20 protein-coding genes are annotated in these 22583 nt (G+C 59.8%); 8 read left to right on the top strand and 12 right to left on the bottom strand.

Annotated elements, in window-relative coordinates:
* Positions 1–63: 63 nt before the first annotated feature.
* Entirely contained in the window at positions 64–1428 is a 1365-nt protein-coding gene (locus tag RHM62_RS18715; RefSeq protein ID WP_322123528.1) for an NAD-dependent succinate-semialdehyde dehydrogenase, read from the top strand.
* A gap of 383 nt (positions 1429–1811) precedes the next feature.
* Positions 1812–4082, top strand: a complete 2271-nt coding sequence (locus tag RHM62_RS18720; RefSeq protein ID WP_322123529.1) for a hypothetical protein — start codon at positions 1812–1814, stop codon at positions 4080–4082.
* Positions 4083–4289: 207 nt separating this feature from the next.
* Here RHM62_RS18720 and RHM62_RS18725 read toward each other — a convergent pair whose 3' ends face one another.
* From RHM62_RS18725 to RHM62_RS18735, 3 genes are read right to left on the bottom strand one after another with little or no spacing between them, the layout of a single operon-like run.
* The gene (locus RHM62_RS18725) at positions 4290–5096 is read right to left on the bottom strand and encodes an ABC transporter ATP-binding protein (RefSeq protein ID WP_322123530.1); all 807 of its coding nucleotides are present in this window, start codon (positions 5094–5096) and stop codon (positions 4290–4292) included.
* Positions 5097–5098: 2 nt separating this feature from the next.
* A complete protein-coding gene (gene ntrB, locus RHM62_RS18730; RefSeq protein WP_322123531.1) occupies positions 5099–6022 on the bottom strand; it encodes a nitrate ABC transporter permease in 924 nt (307 codons plus the stop codon).
* Between the two features lie 10 nt (positions 6023–6032).
* A complete protein-coding gene (locus RHM62_RS18735; RefSeq protein ID WP_322123532.1) occupies positions 6033–7283 on the bottom strand; it encodes a CmpA/NrtA family ABC transporter substrate-binding protein in 1251 nt (416 codons plus the stop codon).
* A gap of 239 nt (positions 7284–7522) precedes the next feature.
* Here RHM62_RS18735 and tsaD point away from each other — a divergent pair, with 239 nt between their 5' ends.
* Positions 7523–8557, top strand: coding sequence for a tRNA (adenosine(37)-N6)-threonylcarbamoyltransferase complex transferase subunit TsaD (gene tsaD / locus RHM62_RS18740; protein WP_322123533.1), 1035 nt, complete (start codon positions 7523–7525; stop codon positions 8555–8557).
* Positions 8550–9812 (top strand): putative Na+/H+ antiporter, encoded by a 1263-nt coding sequence (locus RHM62_RS18745; protein WP_322123534.1) that lies wholly within the window; start codon positions 8550–8552, stop codon positions 9810–9812. The genes tsaD and RHM62_RS18745 overlap by 8 nt, the downstream gene beginning before the upstream one ends.
* Positions 9813–9918: 106 nt before the next feature.
* Here RHM62_RS18745 and plsY read toward each other — a convergent pair whose 3' ends face one another.
* The gene (gene plsY, locus RHM62_RS18750; RefSeq protein WP_322123535.1) at positions 9919–10521 is read right to left on the bottom strand and encodes a glycerol-3-phosphate 1-O-acyltransferase PlsY; all 603 of its coding nucleotides are present in this window, start codon (positions 10519–10521) and stop codon (positions 9919–9921) included.
* Positions 10522–10540: 19 nt separating this feature from the next.
* Positions 10541–11035, bottom strand: coding sequence for an aminoacyl-tRNA deacylase (locus RHM62_RS18755; RefSeq protein WP_322123536.1), 495 nt, complete (start codon positions 11033–11035; stop codon positions 10541–10543).
* 37 nt (positions 11036–11072) lie between these two features.
* Here RHM62_RS18755 and RHM62_RS18760 point away from each other — a divergent pair, with 37 nt between their 5' ends.
* A complete protein-coding gene (locus tag RHM62_RS18760; RefSeq protein ID WP_322123537.1) occupies positions 11073–12053 on the top strand; it encodes an endonuclease/exonuclease/phosphatase family protein in 981 nt (326 codons plus the stop codon).
* Positions 12054–12059: 6 nt separating this feature from the next.
* On the opposite strand, the gene RHM62_RS18765 is transcribed toward RHM62_RS18760, so the two are convergent.
* From RHM62_RS18765 to RHM62_RS18790, 6 genes are all read right to left on the bottom strand, one after another.
* Positions 12060–12284 (bottom strand): hypothetical protein, encoded by a 225-nt coding sequence (locus tag RHM62_RS18765; RefSeq protein ID WP_322123538.1) that lies wholly within the window; start codon positions 12282–12284, stop codon positions 12060–12062.
* Between the two features lie 152 nt (positions 12285–12436).
* Positions 12437–13351: a site-specific tyrosine recombinase XerD gene (xerD, locus tag RHM62_RS18770; RefSeq protein ID WP_322123539.1), complete on the bottom strand. Its 915-nt coding sequence runs from the start codon at positions 13349–13351 to the stop codon at positions 12437–12439.
* Entirely contained in the window at positions 13344–13841 is a 498-nt protein-coding gene (locus RHM62_RS18775; RefSeq protein ID WP_322123540.1) for a methylated-DNA--[protein]-cysteine S-methyltransferase, read from the bottom strand. The genes xerD and RHM62_RS18775 overlap by 8 nt, the downstream gene beginning before the upstream one ends.
* Before the next feature lie 369 nt (positions 13842–14210).
* Complete coding sequence (locus tag RHM62_RS18780) at positions 14211–15491, bottom strand: TRAP transporter large permease subunit (RefSeq protein WP_322123541.1); 1281 nt, start codon at positions 15489–15491, stop codon at positions 14211–14213.
* Entirely contained in the window at positions 15488–16048 is a 561-nt protein-coding gene (locus tag RHM62_RS18785; RefSeq protein WP_322123542.1) for a TRAP transporter small permease, read from the bottom strand. Before RHM62_RS18785 ends, RHM62_RS18780 begins: the two co-directional genes overlap by 4 nt.
* Positions 16049–16157: 109 nt before the next feature.
* Positions 16158–17135, bottom strand: a complete 978-nt coding sequence (locus RHM62_RS18790) for a TRAP transporter substrate-binding protein (RefSeq protein WP_416172340.1) — start codon at positions 17133–17135, stop codon at positions 16158–16160.
* A 166-nt stretch (positions 17136–17301) separates the two neighbouring features.
* Between RHM62_RS18790 and RHM62_RS18795 the strand changes: the two genes are divergently transcribed.
* Genes RHM62_RS18795 through RHM62_RS18805 form a run of 3 tightly spaced genes read left to right on the top strand, consistent with a single transcriptional unit; the run spans position 17302 to position 20863 of the window.
* Positions 17302–19338 (top strand): PAS domain S-box protein, encoded by a 2037-nt coding sequence (locus tag RHM62_RS18795; RefSeq protein WP_322123544.1) that lies wholly within the window; start codon positions 17302–17304, stop codon positions 19336–19338.
* A 30-nt stretch (positions 19339–19368) separates the two neighbouring features.
* Positions 19369–19956, top strand: a complete 588-nt coding sequence (locus RHM62_RS18800; protein ID WP_322123545.1) for a response regulator transcription factor — start codon at positions 19369–19371, stop codon at positions 19954–19956.
* Positions 19957–19972: 16 nt separating this feature from the next.
* Positions 19973–20863 carry an AEC family transporter gene (locus RHM62_RS18805; RefSeq protein WP_322123546.1) on the top strand — a complete coding sequence of 297 codons (891 nt, stop codon included), beginning with the start codon at positions 19973–19975 and terminating at the stop codon, positions 20861–20863.
* Positions 20864–21461: 598 nt separating this feature from the next.
* Here RHM62_RS18805 and queG read toward each other — a convergent pair.
* Entirely contained in the window at positions 21462–22550 is a 1089-nt protein-coding gene (queG, locus tag RHM62_RS18810; RefSeq protein ID WP_322123547.1) for a tRNA epoxyqueuosine(34) reductase QueG, read from the bottom strand.
* Between the last annotated feature and the right edge of the window lie 33 nt (positions 22551–22583).

The following is a 22583-nucleotide window of genomic DNA, read 5'->3' on the forward strand; positions in this document are numbered from 1 at the left end:
ACGACAATCCCCGATCAATGCGCAGATGATGATGGTCCAATTACTGCAATGTGAAGAGGACCTATGGCCTATCAAAGCACCAATCCCTATGACGGAAAAGTACTGGAACGTTTTACCGAACTCGATGGCGCACAACTCGAAGCCCGGCTGGCACTAGCCGCCAGCTGCTTCACGACCTGGCGCACCACCAGCTTTGCCGAACGCCGCACCGTGCTGGCCCGTGCCGCCACGCTGATGCGCGAACGCCGCGATGAATTCGCGACCCTGATCACCCTCGAAATGGGCAAGTTGATCGACCAGAGCCGCGGCGAAGTCGAGCTCAGTGCCGCGATCCTTGACTACTACGCCAACAACGCCGAAGAATTCCTGGCCACGGAAAAACTACCCGTCAAGACTGGCGAAGCCATCGTCGAAAGCGCGCCGGTCGGCGTGCTGTTCGGCGTCGAGCCATGGAATTATCCTTACTACCAGATCGTCCGTTTTGCTGCGCCTAACCTGATGGCCGGTAACGTCGTGATGGTCAAGCACGCGTCGAACGTGCCGCAATGCGCCCGCGCATTCGAACAACTGATGGCAGAAGCCGGTGCCCCGGCCGGTGCTTACACCAACCTGTACATCTCCAAAGACCAGGTCAGCCAGGTCATCGACGATCCGCGCATCAAGGGCGTGGCACTGACCGGCAGCGAAGGAGCCGGTGCGATCGTCGCGGCACGCGCCGGACAGAACCTGAAAAAAACCACGATGGAACTTGGCGGTAGCGATGCCTTCATCGTGCTCGAAGATGCCGACCTCGACGAGGCCGTCAAGCAAGGTGTGATCGGCCGCATGGGCAATGCCGGCCAGGCCTGCACGGCATCAAAACGCTTCATTGTTGTCGAGTCGCTGGCCGACCGTTTTCTGGCGCAATTCATGGCCGCGCTGGCCGCCTTCAAGCCGGGTGATCCGATTGATCCGAAAACCAACCTGGGACCGCTGTCATCGCAAGAAGCGCTAGACAAGCTGCTCGATCAGGTCAAGCGCGCCGTCGCTGCCGGTGCCAAAGCCGTGGTCGGTGGCGAGCGCGCCGATGTGCCGGGTGCCTTCATGCAACCGACCATCCTGACCGACATTGACAAGACCAACCCGGCCTACAAGGAAGAGTTCTTTGGTCCGGTCGCACTGTTCTTCCGGGTCGCCGATGAAGCCGCCGCGATTGCGCTAGCCAATGATTCGCCGTACGGTCTGGGCGGATCGGTGTTCACGAAAGATATCGAACGCGGCAAGCGGGTCGCCAGCCAGATCGATACCGGCATGGTGTTCATCAACAAGCCGAACATCACAACGCCGGATTTGCCATTTGGCGGCGTCAAGAATTCCGGTTACGGACGCGAGCTGTCGCGCGCCGGGATACAGGAATTCGTCAACAAGAAGCTGATTCGGGTGGAGTAAGTCCGTCCTGACTGCGTGACGCGTTCACGCAGTCCCGTCAAAAAGCCACCTGCTTATCGCGGTGGCTTTTTTTATGGGCGATGCCGGCGCGCTCACGGCAATGGCGATGTGAGCAGACAACGGAACCAGCGCAGGAGAGGGGCCACTCACGTGCAGTTCACTTTATCCATGCCAAATATTCGGTGCGGTTTGCGCTGTGTATTCACATTCGTTGAGAAATTTCCATGACTTCTAAAATCCGACAATTATTTTTTAACTGTTTTACTGCGGGTAGCAATCAGCCGCCGGCTGCCCAACCGGCATCACCACGAACCTGCATCCCGGTGCGGGAGCCCAACCGGATAGCCGGCCTGTTCGCCAGGGTCGAAGGAGCCGGAGCCCGAATGAGAACACTGGTTACCGGAATGACCACGTCAAACAAGGGCAAGTCCGGTCCGGCCGCCGAAGCAGATGAAGGATCGCCGAGTAGGGATTCACCAGTGAACCCGGAACGCGTTTCGATGGACGGTCAATCAATATTCTCATCCAGTACCGGCACGCCAACCGGCGCTAACCACAGTCCATTTAGCCTTCGTTCTGAGGGGCCACATTTACTAACATCCCATTTTTTGCCGCAACAATCCAGCAATGACGGGGATAATTTCGAACGTATCAACTCGCCGCTGCCGTCCACCGCTAATACCGAAAGCCTGAGCACAGAAACAGCCGACTCGCTCACTCCCCCCATTAGTACGGCATCTACTGAGGAGATTCACACGCAGCCAATCCTGAAGACTAGCGGAGATGTCGCTGGCCCGATCTCGAGTGGCAGCGATAAAAAAGAAAAACTTGACGAGATAGACCGGGAACGCGGGGATGACTGGGATCTCATTCCTAAACTGCCCCCCGAACCTGAGACACCAGAAGCCCCCCGGTCCAGGTTGTCAGTCATCGCCGAACAGTCCGAACCGGAACAAAGTGCATCCAGCTCCAGGCCGGACAAGGGAACTGGCGACACCGCCTCGCGCGCCCTGCCAATACCGATTAGCCATGGCACACAACCCGCCAGCGACGATACCAATTCCCCGACGTTAGGAGAGCGGATCACTGCAGCGATAGCGTATGTTGCCGATTGCAAAGGCCGCGTCAGAGATACATTGCAGTTGCCTTCGACCAGACAGATCGTGAGTTCACAAAGCTCGCGTCAGGCGCCGGGCGTCTTCGCTGAAATTCACACGTTCAACAATCACAGGGACACCCTCGATCAGTATCTGGAGAACCTGCAAGCTGACTTGCAGGTTCTCGAACAGCGCAATAATTCGTCCTCGCAGGGCATGTCGCCAATAGAGATTCAGGCAGAATTGACGCAAATTCTGCAATACGTGGATGCGGCTTTGGTAAAAGCACAAGACCGTAAAGAGGAAGTCATCGCGCTACTGAATGCAGCGTCGGAGCAGGCGTCGGAGCCGGAGCCTGCAACTCGACCAACCGTTACAACGAGACCAACGGCATGGCAATTGCAGCCGCTTGGCTCGCCGGCTTCCCAGGCTACTGATGTACAAGATTGGGTGGATAAACATGCATCCGCCGCGCACGGCGACGCGGCTGGAACCCGCATCCCGCAAGCAGCGTCATCCGAGAAAAGACCATTCGATGCTTCGGCAACACAGCCGCAGACGTCAGCGTTTGATGATCCATGGCAGGCCGGACAGTCGCTGGCCGCCGTTGCTGCCCCACACGGCACCGAAGCGTCTCGGGACGTTGCCGTACGTGCAGTTCAGGGCGGTCTGCCTGGCACGCAGCATTTTGCATCACCGTTTGTCACGCAACCGGAACCCGCAGCTGCGGGCATATTAGGGGCATCGGCGTTGCCTAAGTTACCGACGGGACGGAAACCCGGGATCAAGGAACGACCGAAGAGTACGGAGTCAATCTCCAGCGAAAATTGTTACTCCATGTATGAACCCGAGGAAGATAAACAATACTGGGGGATGTCAGCCCAATTAAGGGAAAAAGAACGAAACCTTTCATCGCTGGTCAAGAAGCAACTGATGCGCGAATTCACACCAGTCAACACGGTCAAGCACCTGCCACAAGCAGTGAAAAACCTGCTCACGCCAATGACCTTCTTGCTCGATGAGATAGAACTTTTTCGCGAGAAAAAATACGACTCGACACATTCCGGCCGTGAGGCAGCAAAGCCGAAAATCGAAGTACTGATCAAGAAAACCGACATACTGGAGAGTAAGCTGTCCGCTGAAGCGAAGAAGGATTTTGACGTCAAACAATGGGTATGTTCGCCGAGATCGATAGCGAGAGATAACAGAATACGCTTGCATGCCGTGGCCAGTAGCGTTCTTACGGATGGACTCGCCCATCATGCAAAAAAATCACACCCCGGTGTAATAAACGACAAGGCCGGTGCTGCATTGCACCGCATCGAACTCCTGGTCGCTGAGCTTGAAAAATCGGACAGCGGCATGCTACCAGAGCCGGACGACGCTCGTCAGCCACGCAAATATAACGTTGGAACAACTATGTTCGCCCGAAAGCTGGAACTCGAAAGCAAACCGGCGCGCTTAAAGAAAATGGCAAGAAAACCAGAACTGGCGCTCAGGGAATACGCCACGCTCAACAGCATGCGCAAATCAAATCCGAAGCCAGCATGGCGATGACAGGAAGCCCCCTCGTTCGCCAATAGTGCATTCGGTGCAATACCCCGCGGATATTGCACCTTACGCGGAAGTGTCGGGGTTTTCGTGACGGCAAGTCTGGCTACCTCGAAGGCGCGCCGGACTGTGCGCCTTCGGCAAGCTTCCTTCGACAAGCTCAGGACGAACGGCCCGTAGCATATTGACCGGCGTCGACGGCAAGCGATGTTCTTACGCCGCTTCTTTTGCCACCGGCCGCGCCTGCCGGTGATACAAAAACTCCAGCACCGACGTCCGGTATTCCATGTACAGCGGATCCGCCGCCAGCGCGACCCGTTCGCGCGGGCGCGGCAGGCGCACGGCGAGGATGTCGCCGATGGTGGCAGACGGTCCATTCGTCATCATCACGATACGGTCCGACAGCAGCACCGCTTCATCGACATCATGCGTGACCATCACGACCGTCGATCCGGTGGTAGCAACGATCTTCAGCAATTCATCCTGCAGATGCGCGCGCGTGAGCGCATCGAGTGCACCAAACGGTTCATCCATCAGCAAGACCTTCGGCTCCATCGAGAGCGCGCGGGCAATACCGACGCGCTGCTTCATGCCGCCGGAAATCTCGTTCGGCCGCTTGTGTTCGGCATGGGTCAGGCCAACCAGGGCGAGCGCAGCGCGGGTGCGTTCCTGCAATTTGCTCTTCGGTTCTAGCGCCCCGAAAACACGCTCGACAGCCAGATAGACATTGTCGTGACAAGTCAGCCACGGCAGCAGCGAATGGTTCTGGAATACCACGCCGCGTTCCGGCGACGGGCCGGCGATTTCGCGGTTGGCGCATAGCAGCGTGCCGCCGGTCGCGATTGTCAGGCCGGCGATCATGTTGAGCAGCGTCGATTTGCCGCAGCCCGAATGCCCGATCAGCGTGATGAATTCGCCCTTGGCCACATTCAGATTGACGTCGACCAGCGCCTGGAAGCTGCCTTTCTTGACCGGGAAGGACATGCTGGCATTCTGGATTTCAATGAATTTGTCGTTCATGTTCAGCTCCCTGCATCTTCGTAAGTGAAGGCCCGCGCCAGGGCGACCAGCGCCTGTTCGAGGATCAGCCCGACCACGCCGATGACGACGATGGCGATGATGATGTGCGGCACGTTGAGGTTGTTCCATTCATCCCAGACCCAGAAGCCGATGCCGACACCGCCGGTCAGCATTTCGGCCGCGACAATCACCAGCCAGGCGGTGCCGATAGCCAGCCGCACGCCGGTCAGCATGTAGGGCAGCACCGACGGAAACAGGATCTTGGTCAGGACTTTCCATTCCGACAGATTGAGGACACGCGCCACGTTCATGTAATCCTGCGGCACGCGCTGCACGCCGACGGCGGTGTTGATGATCATCGGCCAGATCGAGCAAATGAAGATCGACCAGATCGCCGCCGGATCAGCCGCCTTGAAGACCAGCAGGCCGATCGGCAACCAGGCCAGCGGCGACACCGGTTTGAGCAGGCTGATGATGGGGCCGAACATGCCCGACATGAACTTGAAGCGACCAATCGCAAAGCCCAGCGGAATGCCGACCACGGCAGCCAGGCCGAAACCCATACCAACCCGCTTCAGCGACGCCAGGATATTCCAGCCTATGCCCTGGTCGTTCGGACCATTGCGATAGAACGGATCGGAAAACAGCTTGATCGCTTCGGTCAGCGTGACCATCGGCGTCGGAAAACCGCTGTTGCGCGCAGCCACGATCTGCCACAGCAGCACCAGCAAGGCCAATCCGACCAGCGGTGGCAAGCCGGCCATCACATACGGCGTGAGCGGCGATTTGTGCCGGGCGGTGCGCGGCACGTCGGCACCGACGGCACGACGGCGCTGGCTTTCGGCCGTAACCGGTAATGCATTGGCAGTCGCTGGATGGGCCGGTTCGTCCGGTGCGTGGTTCAGGGTGTCGATGACGGCACTCATGGTGATTTCCTCAGGCTTTGATCTTGAAGGAAGCCGCGTAGGCTTGCGGGTTCTTGCCATCCCAGACCGTGCCATCCATCAGCTTGCTGGAACGCATGGTGTCTTTCGGTACGCTGACCTTGGCCATCGCGGCAGCGTCCTTGTAGACGTCGATCTGGTTGATCGCCTTGGCTACGGCGAGGTAATCGACATCGGCCTTGAGCAAGCCCCAGCGCTTGTGCTGGGTCAGGAACCACATGCCGTCCGACAGGTACGGAAAATTGACGGCACCGTCCTGAAAAAAGTGCATGCAGTTCGGGTCGTCCCAGGTCTTGCCCAGGCCATTCTGGTAGCGCCCGAGAATGCGCTGATTGATTACGTCGACCGAGGTATTGACGTACGATTTTTCGGCGATGGTGTCGGCCATCTTGTTCTTGTTCGATAGCGATGCGTCGATCCAGCGACTGGCATCGAGCACCGCAGCGGTCAGTGCGCGGGCAGTGTTCGGATATTTCTTGACCCACTCTGCGGTGGTGCCGAGGACTTTTTCGGGATGGTCTTTCCAGATGTCCTGCGTGGTGGTCGCGGTGATGCCGACACCATCAACAATCGCCCGATGGCCCCATGGCTCGCCGACGCAAAAGCCATCCATATTACCGACGCGCATGTTGGCGACCATTTGCGGTGGCGGCACCGTGATGACCTTGGCATCTTTCATCGGATCGATGCCGTTGGCGGCCAGCCAGTAGTACAGCCACATCGCGTGGGTACCGGTCGGGAAGGTCTGGGCGAAGGTGTATTCGCGCTTCTCGGTTTGCATCAGCCTGGCCAATGACGCGCCATCGACGGCGCCCTTGTCGGCCAGTTTTTTCGACAGCGTGATGGCCTGGCCGTTTTGGTTAATCGTCATCAGCACCGCCATGTCCTTCTTCGCGCCGCCATTGCCAAGATGCACGCCATAGATCAGGCCATACAGCGCATGGGCCGCATCGAGTTCGCCATTGGCGAGCTTGTCGCGCACGCTGGCCCAGGAGGATTCTTTGGTGGGAACAATCTTGATGCCGTATTTTTTGTCGAAGCCGAGTACCGAGGCCATCACCACCGAGGCGCAATCGGTCAGCGGAATGAAGCCGACCTTGACCTCTTCCTTTTCGGGCTTGTCGGAACCGGCGGCCCAGACGCCTTGCGTGGCGAGTCCGCCAACGATGCCGGCACTGGCGACAGCGCCGGCTTTGAGCAGACTGCGGCGGGTCAGGTCAGGGATCGGGAGTTTGCTGGTCATGAAGTCCTCGGGAAGTCGACATAAGAAACGCATTACGGCTCTGCTATCAGCGCCGCGCCTACCTTCTCTTTGCAATTGGTATGCCAGCCCGATCACGGCGAATTCGACATAAAAGCCACCAACAATAAGCACATTGCTGCGCCACGATTGTGCGTCGCACCAAGGCAGTGCCGCAGCGGCACGCCGCCGTCTATCCCTTACAATGGCGCTCTTTCCAATCCCGCCCCCCTGCTCCCACCATGATTGTTCTCGGCGTCGAATCTTCCTGCGATGAAACTGGCCTGGCTTTGTATGACACCAACGCCGGCCTGCTCTCGCATGCGCTTTACTCGCAAGTTGCGATGCACGAGCAATACGGCGGCGTGGTGCCCGAACTGGCTTCGCGCGACCACATCCGGCGCGCCATTCCGCTGCTCGAACAGGTGCTGCACGAGGCGGACCTGACGCGCGACCGCATCGATGCGATTGCCTACACGCAAGGTCCGGGGCTGGCCGGTGCCTTGCTGGTCGGTGCCTCGGTGGCCTGTGGCCTCGGGCTGGCGCTGGACAAACCGGTGCTCGGCATCCATCACCTTGAAGGCCATTTGCTGTCGCCGCTGCTGGCTGCCGATCCGCCGGCGTTCCCGTTTATTGCGCTGCTGGTGTCCGGCGGTCACACGCAACTGATGCGCGTTGATGGTGTCGGCCGCTACACACTGCTGGGCGAAACCCTCGACGACGCGGCCGGCGAAGCCTTCGACAAGTCGGCCAAATTGCTCGGGCTCGGTTATCCGGGCGGACCGGCGATTTCGCGGATGGCCGAGTTCGGTGATCCACTGGCTTACAAACTGCCACGACCGATGCTGCATTCGAAAGACTTCAATTTCAGCTTTTCGGGACTCAAGACGGCCGTACTGACCGTGGTCAAGAATCATCCGGGCAATGTCTGCGAACAGGACAAGGCCAATATCGCGCGCGGCTTTGTCGATGCGATGGTCGATGTACTAGTGGCCAAATCGCTCAGTGCGCTCAAGCACACCGGCCTGAACCGACTGGTGGTGGCCGGCGGCGTCGGTGCCAACCGGCAGTTGCGCGCCGCGCTCGATGCCGCCGGTCTGAAAAAGCGCTTCAAGGTGTATTACCCGGAGCTGGAATTCTGTACCGACAACGGCGCGATGATCGCCTTCGCCGGTGGCTTGCGGCTGGCGCAGGACCCGACGCTGGCGGTACGCGATTACGCCTTCACTGTCCGGCCGCGCTGGCCGCTGGCCGAACTGGAAGCGCCGCGTGGCTGATCCGACGCCGATCCAGCTGATCGGCACCGCCCTGTTCGCGATGGCGGTACTGCATACGTTTTCAACCAAATTTTTTCATCAACTGGCGCAGCGCCAGTCGCGCCTGTCCGGCGTCTGGCATTTGCTGGGCGAAGTCGAAGTCGTCTTCGGACTATGGGCAATGGTGCTGGTGCTGTGCGTGCTCGGGCTGAGCGGAGCGGACGACGCCTATGCCTATCTGGAACAGCAAAATTTTACCGAGCCGCTATTCGTGTTTGTGATCCTCGTGATTGCCGGCACGCGGCCCATCCTGACACTGGCGCAAGGGCTGGTCGAAACCCTGACCCGCTGGTTGCCGACGCCGACCGCGATCACCTGCTTCGTGCTGACGCTGGCGCTGATCCCGCTGCTCGGTTCGCTCATTACCGAACCGGCCGCGATGACGCTGGCGGCGCTGATGCTGCGCGAGCGCTATTACCAGGCGGGCCTGTCGAACCGGTTCAAGTACGCGACGCTGGCGGTGCTGCTGGTCAATGTCTCGATAGGCGGCGTACTCACGCCGTATGCCGCGCCGCCGGTGCTGATGGTGGCCGACGCCTGGGGCTGGGACTTGCACTTCATGGCGACGATGTTCGGCTGGAAAGCCGCGGTGGCCGTCGTGACCAACACCCTGGTGCTGGCGCTGCTGTTTCGCAAGGAACTGGCAGGCATGGCCGCGCCGGATACGACCAGCAAGGAAGCACCGATGCCAACCGCTATCGTGCTGGCCCATGTGCTGTTTTTGGTCGGCACCGTGCTGACCAGCCATCACCCGGTGGCATTCATCGGCCTGTTCCTGTTTTTTCTGGGCTTTGTCGAGGCTTTCGACAAGCATCAGGAACCCTTGATGTTGCGCGAAGGATTGCTGGTCGGGTTTTTCCTGGCGGGACTGGTCGTGCTGGGCAAGCAGCAAACCTGGTGGCTGCAACCGGTTCTGGCCGGACTGGATGCGACGGTGCTGTTTTTCGGCGCGGTCGGCCTGACGGCGATTACCGATAATGCCGCACTGACTTATCTCGGATCGCTGGTGGCCGGCATCAGTGACCCGGCCAAATATGCGCTGGTCGCCGGTGCCGTCACCGGTGGTGGGCTGACCGTCATCGCCAACGCGCCTAACCCGGCTGGTTTTGCCATCCTCAGAGGCCACTTCGATGACGAATCGATCAACCCGCTGTGGGTGTTGCTGGCAGCGCTCGGGCCGACGAGCGTGGCGGGATTGTGTTTTATGGTGTTGTGAGGGCGAAGTCAATCGCGAGCTTCTTCAGCACATGCGGTGCAATGCCCTGCGGTTATTGCACCAGGCACACCGATCACCGCCGCCAATACCGGTGACCTGCAAATAGTCAGCCCTTCTTCCCCAGCCGCCCTTCCTTCCCGTTCAACAAATTCGCAATATTGCCCCGATGCCGGTAAATCAGGAGCGCACTCATCACCAGCACCGCCATCAGCATCGCATCGACACCGAACAGCAAGCCGTAATAAAACGGCGCAAACACGGCGGCCACCAGCGCCGCCAGGGATGAATAGCGAAACGCAAACGCAATCGCCAGCCACGTCACTGCGGTCCCCAGCCCAAGCCACGGGTTGATCCCGACCAGCACACCCAGCGCGGTCGCGACGCCCTTGCCACCGACAAAGCGAAAGAACACCGGCCACAGATGTCCCACAAACACCGCCAACGCGACCAGCGCAATACCGCTGTCGGGCAGGCCGGCCTGCGGTCCGAACCGGTACGCCAACCAGACTGCCAGCCAGCCCTTGAAGGCATCGCCCAGCAGCGTCAGCACGGCAGCGGCCTTGTTGCCACTGCGCAGGACATTGGTGGCGCCGGGATTTTTTGATCCGTAGGTGCGCGGGTCGGACAGGCCGAACAGTTTGCTGACGACCACCGCAAAGGAAATCGATCCGACCAGATAGGCGGCGAGAACGGACAACAAGGTAATCATGAATACTCCGAAGTAGTTTTTATTGATCGTCGAGCGCGCAGTGCACCGCGACAGCGGCCACCACCTGCGTCAGCACTGCCGGCGCGATGCCGATCAGGAATCCGCGCCGGCCGCCATTGATATAGATTTTGTCGAGCGCCAGGATGCCGTCCTCGACATACACCGGCAACGCCTTGCGGGTAGCAAACGGCGAGGTGCCGCCGATCTGATAACCGGAGTGACGCTGCGCCACGTCCGGCTTGCACGGCTCGACCGACTTGCAGCCGATCTGGCGCGCCAGGTTCTTGGTCGAGACCTTACAGTCGCCATGCATCAGCACAATCAGTGCATGGCCTGCCTCGTCCTGCATCACCAGCGTCTTCACGACGGCATGCTCCGGCACCCCGAGTTCACGCGCCGACACGCCGGTACCGCCATGCTCTTCATAGTCATACGGATGTTCGCTGAAGGCGATTCCGAGCTTGCGCAACAGGGCTGTGGCCGGGGTCGCGCTGATGTGATCTTTTTTTGCCATGCGTGCTACGCTGATCCGAAAAACAAGGAGCCTGATTATGCCGCATGAAATCCGCTTCGCAAGCTTCAATGTCTTCAATCTTGCGTTACCGGGTGCCCGTTTTTATGAAGGACAGGAGCCGTACTCGATCAGCCAGTACGACGACAAGATCAGCTGGCTGGCGCAGCAGATCGACCGGCTCGATGCCGACGTCATCGGTTTCCAGGAAATTTTTTCGCAGGATGCGCTGCGCGACGTGCTGGCCCGTACCCGTTATTTCCGCGACGCCCACCATGCCGGCAGCGATCCGCAGCCACGCGATGGCCCGCTCACGCCGAGTGTCGCGCTGGTGTCGCGACTGCCGTTTGCGGGCGTGCCGGTATTACACCGGAACCTGCCGCGCCAGCTGGCGGTCGCGCTGCCCGATACGGCCGTGCCGATGACGCAATTCACGCGGCCTATCCTGCAAGTCCCGCTGGAACTGCCCGACGGCGGCACGCTGCAAGCTTTCGTCACGCACATGAAATCAAAACGCCCCGACTGGAATCCGGGCAACACCGAAGACGACCCCTATCATCTGGGCATGGCATCGCTGCGCTCGCTGATCCGGCGCGGCACCGATGCGCTCGGACTGCGCTACCTGCTGACTGACCTGCTGCTGGCACAGCGCGTGCCGCTGGTGGTGATGGGGGATTTCAATGATGATGCCGGCGCGGTGACGACCCACCTGGTGATGGGCACCGGACGTCGTGGCAAGAGTGCGCTGTACGAACGGCTGTTTGACTGCCTGCGGATACAGACCGGACGCGATCCGTCGCGCGATGTCGGCTACACCCATCTGCATGACGGCGCGTACCTGACGCTCGATCATGTGCTGGTGTCGGAAGAGTTCCATCCCGCATCGCGCTATGCGATCGGCGAAGTGCTGGAAGTGATGTACCTCAACGACCATCTCGGATTACGCCTTGCGGCGGCGTCGGATCATGGTCAGGTACTGGTGCGTATCAGGCTGTTCGGGCAGGATGCCAAACCAGCCTGACCGGGTTTATTTCGGTACTACCGCAGCGTCGTCGCCGTCGTCGCTATTGCTGCTGTTGTCATCCGCATCATCGGCTTCGTCGGCATCAACGCCATCCACCGGCTCCGCGCCCTCGACACCCTCGCCCGGCTCATCTTTCTTGTCGGCCTTGCGCTTGAGTTTCTCTTCCTTCTTGCGCTTTTTTTCGAGGTCTTTTTGTCGACGTTCGTACTGGAAATTTGTCTTTGCCAATGTCTCACCCTTTTAGCGGTACCGATAGGAGATGGCGTGCCACCGTCTGTCCTGCATGATGCTGCGCTGCAGGTGGACGCAGGATACAGGATTCCGGCGGACCGAGAAACCACCGGCGTTAAATCGTTTATATTATTTCGCGGCTCGGCCGGCTAGCCGCGCGGATGGTGCGCCGCATGCAGGACTTTGAGCCGCTCGCGCGCGACATGCGTATAAATCTGGGTAGTCGAAATATCAGCGTGACCGAGCAGCAATTGCACCACCCGCAAGTCGGCACCGTGGTTCAGCAAATGCGTCGCGAACGCATGGCGCAACGTGTGCGGCGACAGCGGCGCATGGATGTCGGCGCGGACTGCGCATTTTTTTACCACCACCCAGAACATCTGCCGCGTCATCGGTCCACCGCGCGCGGTCACGAATAGCGCATCATCCATCTGGCCGTCCAGGATCTGCGCACGCGCCTCCGACAGGTAGCGCTCTATCGAGCTGCGCGCTTCTTCGCCGAACGGCACCAGGCGCGTTTTGTTGCCCTTGCCGGTCACGCGCACCACGCCGTCATTGAGGCTGACCTCGATCGATTTCAGCAGCACCAGTTCGGTCACGCGCAAGCCGCTGGCATACATCAGTTCGAGCATCGTGCGGTCCCGCAAGCCGAGCGGCGTGCTCACATCGGGCGCTGCCAGCAACGCTTCCACATTCGCTTCGGACAGCGTCTTCGGAAAGCGCGGTGGCTGTTTGGCCGAATGCAACTTCAGGCAGGGGTCGTCGCTGATCTGCTTGTTGCGCAGTGCCAGCTGATAAAACCGCTTCAGGACCGCCAGCCGGCGATTGGCGGTAGTGGCTTTGGAGGCGTCGTGGCGGGCAGCAAAATAGGCATTGATGTCGGCACCCGTCACCGCCAGCAAGCCGGTCTGCGACGCCTGTGCGAGCCAGAGCGCGAACGCAGTCAGGTCGCGCCGGTAAGCTTCCAGCGAATTTTTGGCGAGGCCATCTTCGAGCCAGAGCGTGTCGCAAAAAGCATCGATGTGCTGGCGGCTGTCGGCATTCAGGGTAGTCGCTTCAGACATCGGTGACCCCCTCATGGGCCAGCAGCCAGCGTTTCACGCCAAGATGAAATCCTGTCGCCTTGTCGTCATGCGAGAAACCGCCCAGTCCGCCTGCCGCTGTGACGCGATGGCAGGCAATGACCAGCGGGAACCAGTTCGCGCCACAGGCCTGACCCACCGCGCGCGGTGCCGAGCCGATGATTTTGGCGACCTCGCCGTAGGTCAGCACGTCGCCGCGCGGGATCGCGGCGATGACTGCCCAGACCTTGCGCTGGAACGCCGTGCCGACGTCGGCCAGCGGCAAATCAAAACGAAAATCGGGATCGGACAGGTAACGGCTGACCTGCTGTCCGGCCAGTTCGGCCAGCGCATCGGTGGGCGAACTGGCCGCAAACGACGGTGGCAGGTAGACCAGTTCGCGCACCACGCCAGTGCTCGTACGCAAGCCGACCGCGCCAAAAGGAGCCGGAACAATCACGGAAAAAAGGGAACTGCCTGGGGGAGTTTTCATCAGCAGAAGGATAGACCAGATACGCGCGGAATAAAAAAGGCGCATCGTCTGATGCGCCCTAAGCCATGCTTGTGTTTCTGTGCTGTTTAGACAGCTTTTTAGAAACACGCGTCTCCTCTTCACTGCGGCATCAATGCCGTTTTATCAGCGCCATCCACCTCATGATTCTGTACTGCCTGGCCAACTGACCGAACAATCATGGCTGGCCGAATTGCACCATTTGAATGCCATTTCTGTAACGCTGGCCGGAGTCTCAGACATATTGAATCGCGCGTCAAGCAAGATATTTCATAATGTGCATTGCCGTTTCATGGTGCTGCAACGCACCACGAAAGTGACCGGTCAGTCACCATGAAAGTGACCGACGGGTCAGTTGTAAATCAGGTTAGGCAACCACAGTGAAATCGCCGGCACATAGGTCACCAACCCAAGGAATGCGAGCATCGTCAGCAGCCACGGCCAGACCGCCACGGTCAGTTCGGTGATGCCCATCTTGGTAATTCCGGACGCGACGTACAGGTTCAATCCCACTGGCGGATGGCACATGCCGACTTCCATGTTGACGATAATCAGGATGCCGAAATGGACCGGATCGATGCCCAGTTTCATGGCCACCGGGAACAGGATAGGCGCCATGATCAGCACGATCGACGAGGGCTCCATCACGTTACCGGCCAGCAGCAACAACACGTTCACGACCAGCAGGAAACCGATCGGTCCCATGCCCATGTCGGTGATGACTGCGGCCATCGATTGCGGGATGTTTTCGCTGGTGATCAGGAATGAAAACAGGACCGCGTTGGTGATGATGTAGAGCAGCATCGCCGACATCGCCGCCGAATCCAGCAAGACCTTGGGCACCTGCTTCATGCTCATGTCCTTGTAGACGAACACGGCGACGATGAACGCATACACCGCAGCCATCGCGGCCGCTTCAGTCGGCGTGAACTTGCCGCTGTAGATGCCGCCCATGACGATGACAATCAGCAGCAGACCCCAGGCGCTTTTGCGAAAAGCCGCACCGCGTTCGGCCCAGGTGGCTTTCGGCAGCTTCGGATAATTGTTCTTGCGTGCCAAGTACCAGGTCGTCAGTCCAAGAAAAAACGCCAGCATCAGGCCGGGAATCACACCGGCCATGAACAACTTGCCGACCGAGGTATTGGTAGAGACCGAATACATCACCATCACGATCGATGGCGGGATCAGGATGCCGAGTGCGCCCGAGGTGGTAATGACACCGGCACCGAAACTCTTTGGATAGCCTTGCTTGACCATCGCCGGCAGGATGATCGAACCGATCGCCACCACCGTCGCCGGCGAGGAACCCGAGACCGCCGCAAACAACGCACAAGCCATCACGCCGGCCAGTGCAAGACCGCCATGCCAATGCCCGACCATCGACGAGGCAAAGTTGATCATGCGTCGCGCCACCCCGCCATGGGTGAGGAAATTACCCGCCAAAATGAAGAACGGGATCGCCATGATTTCGAACTTCTCGATACCGGTGAAGAGCTTCAGGGCGACCGATTCGATCGGCACGTCGGTCATCGTAAACAGGAAGGTCAGTACCGTCAGGCCGAGCGAAATCGAAATCGGCATGCCGGTCAGCATCAATACAAATAACAGGACAAAAATAATTAGCGCGTTCATGCCTTGCCTCCGGCAACTTCTTCTTCGAGACCTTCGACGAACGAATGGTCATGCTTGGGCAATTCGCCGGTCTTGATAAAGGCCCAGGTCACTTGCAGGAAACGGAATGACATCAGGTACGAGCCCAGTGGTACCGCCAGATAGACGATCCACATCGGCACCTCCATGACTTCCGAGGTGCTGGAATGCTGCGCAATCTGATACACAAAACTGGCACCCAGCGTGCCGACGATGGCGGTGAAGGTGGCACCGGCGAGCAAGCCGAAGATGATGAATTTATTGCGCCATGGCGTGTTGAGCTGGTTGATCAGGACATCGACGCCGACGTGGATGCCGGTACGCACGCCATAGGCGGCACCGAACTTGGCCATCCAGACGAACAGATAAATACAGAGTTCCTGCGCCCAGCTGGTATTAAGGCTGATCAGGTAATCCTGCATGTAGGGAATCGGCAAGCCGGACAGATAGCGATGCACCACGGCGACAAAAATGATCACGGTGGCCGATGCCATCAGTGCGGCAATCAGCCACTCCTCGAGATGGTCGAGCAATTTCATGGGAGAGTTCCTGCAAAAAAATTGTTTTTATTGTGATGCGTGTGAACAGCGGCAGCGGGACGAGTGCCCGCTGCAGTACAGCGATACAGCGTGAAGAGAGTGACGAAAGTTACTTGTAACCGAGTGCAGTGGCTTCCTTGCCCACGGCCGTGATCAGGTCCTTGCCGATGCGCGATTCCATGTCTTTCTGAACCGGCAGCAAGGCCTTGCGCCATTCGGCTTTTTCCTTGTCGTTCAAGACGTAGACATCGGTCTTGCCGGTCTTGCGCACGGCTTCCAGTGCCTTGTCGTTCTCTTGCTGCGCAATCGCGTTGGCGTACTTGGTGGCATCTTTCATGGCCGCTTCGAGACCCGTGCGCACGTCGGCTGGCAAGCCATCCCAGAACTTCTTGTTGACGATCACGGCATAGCCCAGATAACCATGGTTCGAGACGGTCACGTTGCTTTGCACTTCATGCATTTTCTGGGTGTACAGGTTCGATGGCGGGTTCTCGGTGCCGTCGACCACGCCGGTCTGCAGCGCCTGATAGACCTCAGAGAACGCCAGCACTTGCGGGTTGGCACCCAGTGCACGCATCTGTGCGTCAAGCACCTTGGACGACTGGATACGCATTTTCAGGCCCTTGAAATCGGCCGGGGTTTTCAGTGGCTTGTTGGCCGACATGACCTTGAAGCCATTGTCCCAATAGGCCAGTCCGGTGATGCCTTTTGATTCGAGCTTCTTGAACAAGTCTTTGCCGATCGGACCTTCGGTGACGCGGTACAGCACGTCTTTGCCCGGAAAAATATACGGCAGGTCGAACAATTCGAATTCCTTGACGCCCAGCGGACCGAACTTGGCCAGCGACGGGGCCAGCATCTGGACCGCACCCAATTGCAGTGCCTCGAGTTCTTCCTTGTCCTTGTACAGCGTGCTGTTCGGATACAGCTCGACCTTCACGCGGCCCTTCAGGTTTTTTTCGACCAGCTCCTTGAAACGTTCGGCAGCCTTGCCCTTGGGCGTATCGTTGGCAACGACGTGGCTGAACTTGATGACGATGGGGGTCTGCGCCAGCGCATTGCCGCTCATGAGCAGGGCGGCCGACATGGCCAGTGTGGACAGGGTGAATGTGCGTCGTTGCATGAAATCTCCAGGGTGATTCATCGGGTGAATTTTTTCTGACGCTATTGTCGTGAGCGACTCCGCACCGATCAAGTGTGGATAACCACAGTCGCGCTCGGCTACACTAGGTCTCCCTTTCCGTGTGCCGACCATGATCCCATTGCCTTCGCTGTTCAATCCGCCGGTGACTGCACGCCGGCAAACCTGGCGCTGGGTGCTGCCGGGCGTGCTGGTGCTGTTATTTCTCGGCATCCTGACCGGCTTGCCATGGCAAGCCCAGCGCATGGAAAGCACCGAACGCCAGGAACAGCTGATCGCCGACACGCTGTGGGTCGAGCAAACCATCCGCTTCCAGCTCGATCGCAGCAATGAAAGCCTGCGGCTGATCGCCTCCGAAATCGGCGATGGCCAGTTGCTGCCGCAAAAATTCAATGAACGCGCTGCGGCGCTCCTGTCGGGCGCACGTGAAATCAAGCGGATCGGCTGGCTTGCTGCCGATGGCCACACCGTCGCCAGCAGCGACACCGCCGACCTCTCGCTGTCGCTGTCGCAATGGCCGCTGGCAGCGCAGGAAGCGCTGGCACACGTGATTGATAGCCGGGTACCGGCCTACAGCCGGCCGATGGCACTGCCATATTCGCTGCGACCAGTACTGTTCGATTATTTTGTGCCGATGTTTGCAGACAAAAAATACGTCGGTGCGCTGGTGCTGACCTATTACGCCAGCGCCATCCTCGAGGAGATGGTGCCGTGGTGGTTTGCCCAGGAAAACCAGATCGACCTGCTCGATCTCGATGACAAGCTGATCGCCCGCCGCGCCGCCGGTGGCCCCGGTCGCGGCGTCTACACCCATCAGCGCACGCTCGACCTGAGCGGCCAGAGCGTCACGCTGCGCACCAACAGTGTCAAGGGCACGCCGCGTCTGCTACCTAATTTGCTGATGGGCTCGGTCATTGCGCTGTCGCTGGGACTGCTTTGGAGCTTGTGGGCGCTGTGGCGCGATATCAATCGCCGGCTCGCCACCGAGGGGGCGTTGCGCGAACAGGTGACCTTTCGCACCGCCATGGAAAATTCGCTGGTAACCGGTCTGCGCGCGCGCGATCTGGAGGGCCGCGTCACGTACGCCAATCCGGCGTTCTGCAAGATGGTCGACATGCCGGCCGAACGCCTGCTCGGCAAATTGCCGCCTATGCCGTACTGGGCACCGGAAGCCACGCCGGATTACGAACGGCGCTTTGCCGAGGTACTGGCCGGTACCGTTACCCAGAAAGGCTTCGAAACCATTTTCCAGCGCGCCAATGGCGAGCGCTTCCCGGTGCTCATTTTTGAATCGGCGCTGCGCGACCTCGATGGCAAGCAGACCGGGTGGATGGGCTCCATCCTCGACATCTCGGAGCGCAAGCAAGCCGAAGAGCTGAACCAGCGCCAGCAGGAAAAGCTACAGGCCAGCGCGCGCCTGGCCAGCATGGGCGAGATCGCCTCGACGCTGGCGCATGAACTGAACCAGCCGCTGGCCGCCATTTCGAGTTACACCACCGGCGCCCTGAACCTGCTGGGCGACCCGGCTAGTAGTGGCGATGACCATCGGGCGCTGCTCAAGCCGGCACTGGAAAAAGCTGCCGCTCAAGCGCTGCGGGCCGGCCAGATCATCCGTAGCGTGCATGCGTTCGTCAAACAGCGCGAACCGCTGCGCGAAGCCGTCAGCATGGCCGCCATCATTGACACACTCGAACCGCTGATCGCGTTGCAGGCCCAGCCCTCGTTCACGCACGTCGAGATCGCCATCACCACCGGCCTGCCGGCCGTGCTGGGCGACCGGGTCCTGCTCGAACAGGTCTTGCTCAACCTGACCCGCAACGCGATCGAATCCATGCAGCAGATGCCCCCGGCACAGCGTCTGCTGCGCATCAGGCTGAGCCGCACGCTGACCGCGACCGGCCAGCCGGCCGTACTGACCGAGATCATCGACCAGGGCCACGGCATACCGGAAAATGTTGCAGAGCGTCTATACTCGCCCTTTTTTTCGACCAAATCGGAAGGCATGGGGATGGGCCTCAATATTTGCCGCACCGCCATCGAGTTCCATGGCGGCTACCTGACCCATACGATCAATCCGGCCGGCGGGACGATTTTCCAGTTTGCCTTGCCTTTCGCCGACGACAACCCGACCGCCGCACTGCCGGCATGACGGCCACCACTTTCAGAGACAGGATTTCCGATGCTGCATATCGTTGATGATGAAGAAGCGATCCGCGACTCGCTGAGCTGGCTGGCCCGTTCGCGCGGTATCACCGCCAAGGCCTATGACGGTGCCGATGCCTTCCTGGCAACACTTGACCAGGTCGCGTTTGATCCGGCGGGCGACTGCGTGCTGCTTGACATCCGCATGCCCGACACCAGCGGCGCGGTGCTGTTCGACATCATGGCCAGGCGCAAGCTGACCCTGCGGCTACCGGTGATTTTCCTGACCGGCCACGGCGACGTACCGATGGCGGTCGATAGCCTCAAGCGCGGCGCCTTCGACTTCTTTGAAAAACCGTTCAACGACAACACGCTGATCGACCGTGTTGAAGAAGCCCTGGCCGCCTCGCGGGAAGCCGGCGTGCGGGCGCTGGTGCAGGTACGGCTCGACAGCCTGTCGGCACGCGAACGCGAAGTACTGGACCTGATCCTGATCGGCAAAATGAACAAAGTCATCGCCGACCAGCTCGGCATCAGCATGCGCACCGTCGAAGTCCACCGCGCCCATATCTTTGACAAAATGAATGTAAAGACCGCCGTCGAACTTGCCGGACTGCTGAAATAATCCTGATCGACCCGCCATGTCCCTTGCCTTCCTGCTGTTACCTGATTTCACGCTGATTCTGCTGGGCCTGGTGCTGTTCCGTGTAACCCGCTGGGAACCGGCTTTCTGGGCCGGCCTCGAAAAGCTGGTGTACTACGTGCTGTTTCCATCGCTGCTGTTTTACGCCACCGCGCGCGCGCCGCTCGACTTTTCCAGCACCGGCAGGATGCTGCAGGTGGCGCTACTGACCTGCCTGTCCGGCGTCGCGCTGGGCTGGCTGGCCAAGCCGCTGTTCCGGCCCGGACCGATGCTGTTCGAGTCCGGCGTGCAGACGGCATTCCGCTTCAATTCGTACATCGCGCTGGCCGTGGCGTCGCGGCTCGGTGGCGATACCGGCACCGCGCTGATGGCGCTGATCATTGGTTTTTCTGTGCCGCTGTGCAATGTCGCGGCGGTGCACGCGCTGGTCCATCGCAAGGGTGGCCTGCTGCGCGAGCTGATGAAAAACCCGCTGTTGCTAGCGACCGTGCTGGGCCTGGCCATCAACTTTACCGGTATCCCGATTCCCGAATTCATCGGTGCCACGCTATCGCGCATCGGCAATGCCGCGATCGCAATCGGCCTCATCACGGTCGGTGCCGGGCTGCGCTTATCGGGGCTGCATCAGGCCAAGGGGATGGCAACCTACTTCATTGCCATCAAGCTGGTTGCGCTACCGGCCATTGCCTGGTTCCTGGGCAGCCGCCTCGGCCTGCCGCAGTTGCAACTGCAGATCGTCGTGATGTTCAGCGCGCTACCGACGGCTTCGAGCGCCTATGTGCTGGCGGCGCGCATGGGCGGCAATGGTCCGTTCGTGGCGTTTCTGATTTCGGCGGGGACGCTGTTGTCGGTGTTGACGTTGCCGTTGTGGTTGGGGGTGATTGGGTGATGGGTGGTTGCGGGTTGCGGGTTGCGGGTTGCGGGTTGCGGGTTGCGGGTTGCTAAAATTTTAGGCACTCCGCCACGACCAAGCCGGGAGCGGCCCGGCAGCCGGACCGGCATGCGGTCCCTTCTTTTTGCTTCGCCAAAAAGAAAGTAACCAAGAAAAAGGCGACCGCGAGGCGGCTGCCCTTCGGGTTCCCAAAAACGGTAGCCAGTCAGGGGGAGGGCCGCAAACTCGCTTCGCTCAAACAGTGCTGCCCTCTTATCCCCTGCCTGGCTACCGTTTTTGGCAGCTGCCTCAATGCGGGGTACTTCAAAAGCCACTTCAACTTCAACTTCAACTTCAACTTCAACTTCAACTTCAACTTCAACTTCAACTTCAACACCTCGCTTTGCAGTCAAATTTCAGAAACGCGCTTCTGCCAACCGTCGCAAACCCCCATGGTAGCAACCGGGGTCAGAGTTTTTTTTCGCAGCTTCATCGCGAAAATTACTCTGACCCTGCTTGCGGATTCGGAGCGCGCGCCATTCAATTTCCGTGCTGCTGTTTCTTGACTGGCTTCTGCTCCGTCATGACCTTGCCGCGCTGACCCACCGCTTGAAGATCAAGCCGACCCGCAACCAATCGCCCATTCCACATGCTCCCGCACCAGCGCCGAAGCATGCCCCCGCCGCGCCTCCAGCGCCGCCAGCAGCGGCTCCGGCGGAGCACCCGCCGTCAGCGCATTACCGAGCCCGACCGCGACATTGCGCAACCACCGCTCATGCCCGATACGCCGGATCGGGCTGCCTTCCAGATAGCGGTTGAACTCGTCCTCGCTCCACGCGAACAAGCGCACCAACTCGGCCTGATCCAGTCCGTTGCGCACATCGAAATCCGGCAGCACCGCCCGTTGCGCGTACTTGTTCCATGGACAAACCGTCTGGCAATCATCGCAACCGTAAATACGATTACCGATCAGCGCGCGCAACGCCAGCGGAATACTGCCCTTGAGTTCGATGGTCAGGTACGAAATGCAGCGTCGCGCATCCAGCCGGTACGGGCCGATGATCGCGCCGGTCGGGCAGGCCGTGATGCAGGCGTGGCAAGCACCACAGTGGGCGCTAATTGGCGCATCGACCGGCAACGGCAAGTCGGTCAGTAACTCGCCCAGAAAAAACATCGAGCCCGCCTCGCGGTTGAGCAGCAAGGTATGCTTGCCGCGCCAGCCCAGACCGGCCTGCGTGGCCAGTTCGACCTCCATCACCGGCGCCGAATCGGTGAACACGCGATAACCAAACGGGCCGATTTCGGTGCTGATGCGGGTCGCCAGTTGCTGTAATCGTGACCGCAGAATCTTGTGATAATCCCGTCCGCGCGCATACACCGAGACGACTGCCGCGCCCGGCTCGGTCAGCCGCCGCGCTTCGCTGGCGCGCCAGTCGTCGTTACCATTGGCCGGCAAATAATTCATCCGCGCCGTGATCACGCGCACGGTGCCCGGCACCAGTTCGGCCGGACGGGCGCGCATGGTGCCATGGGCGGCCATGTAATCCATCCCGCCGTGGTAGCCTGCCGCTAGCCAGGCCAGCAATCCCGCCTCGGCATGCTGCAGGTCGATATCGGCAATGCGCAGTTCGGCAAAGCCCAGCTCCTGTCCCCACGCCTTGATGGTGGTGGCAAGCGCAAGCAAGTCGGTAGCCGGCAAAGTCATGTAAGCATCCTGGAACGAGTCGCAACGAAAATG

The organism is Actimicrobium sp. CCC2.4, assembly GCF_034347385.1.
In the GTDB taxonomy this organism is placed as follows: Bacteria; Pseudomonadota; Gammaproteobacteria; order Burkholderiales; family Burkholderiaceae_D; genus Actimicrobium.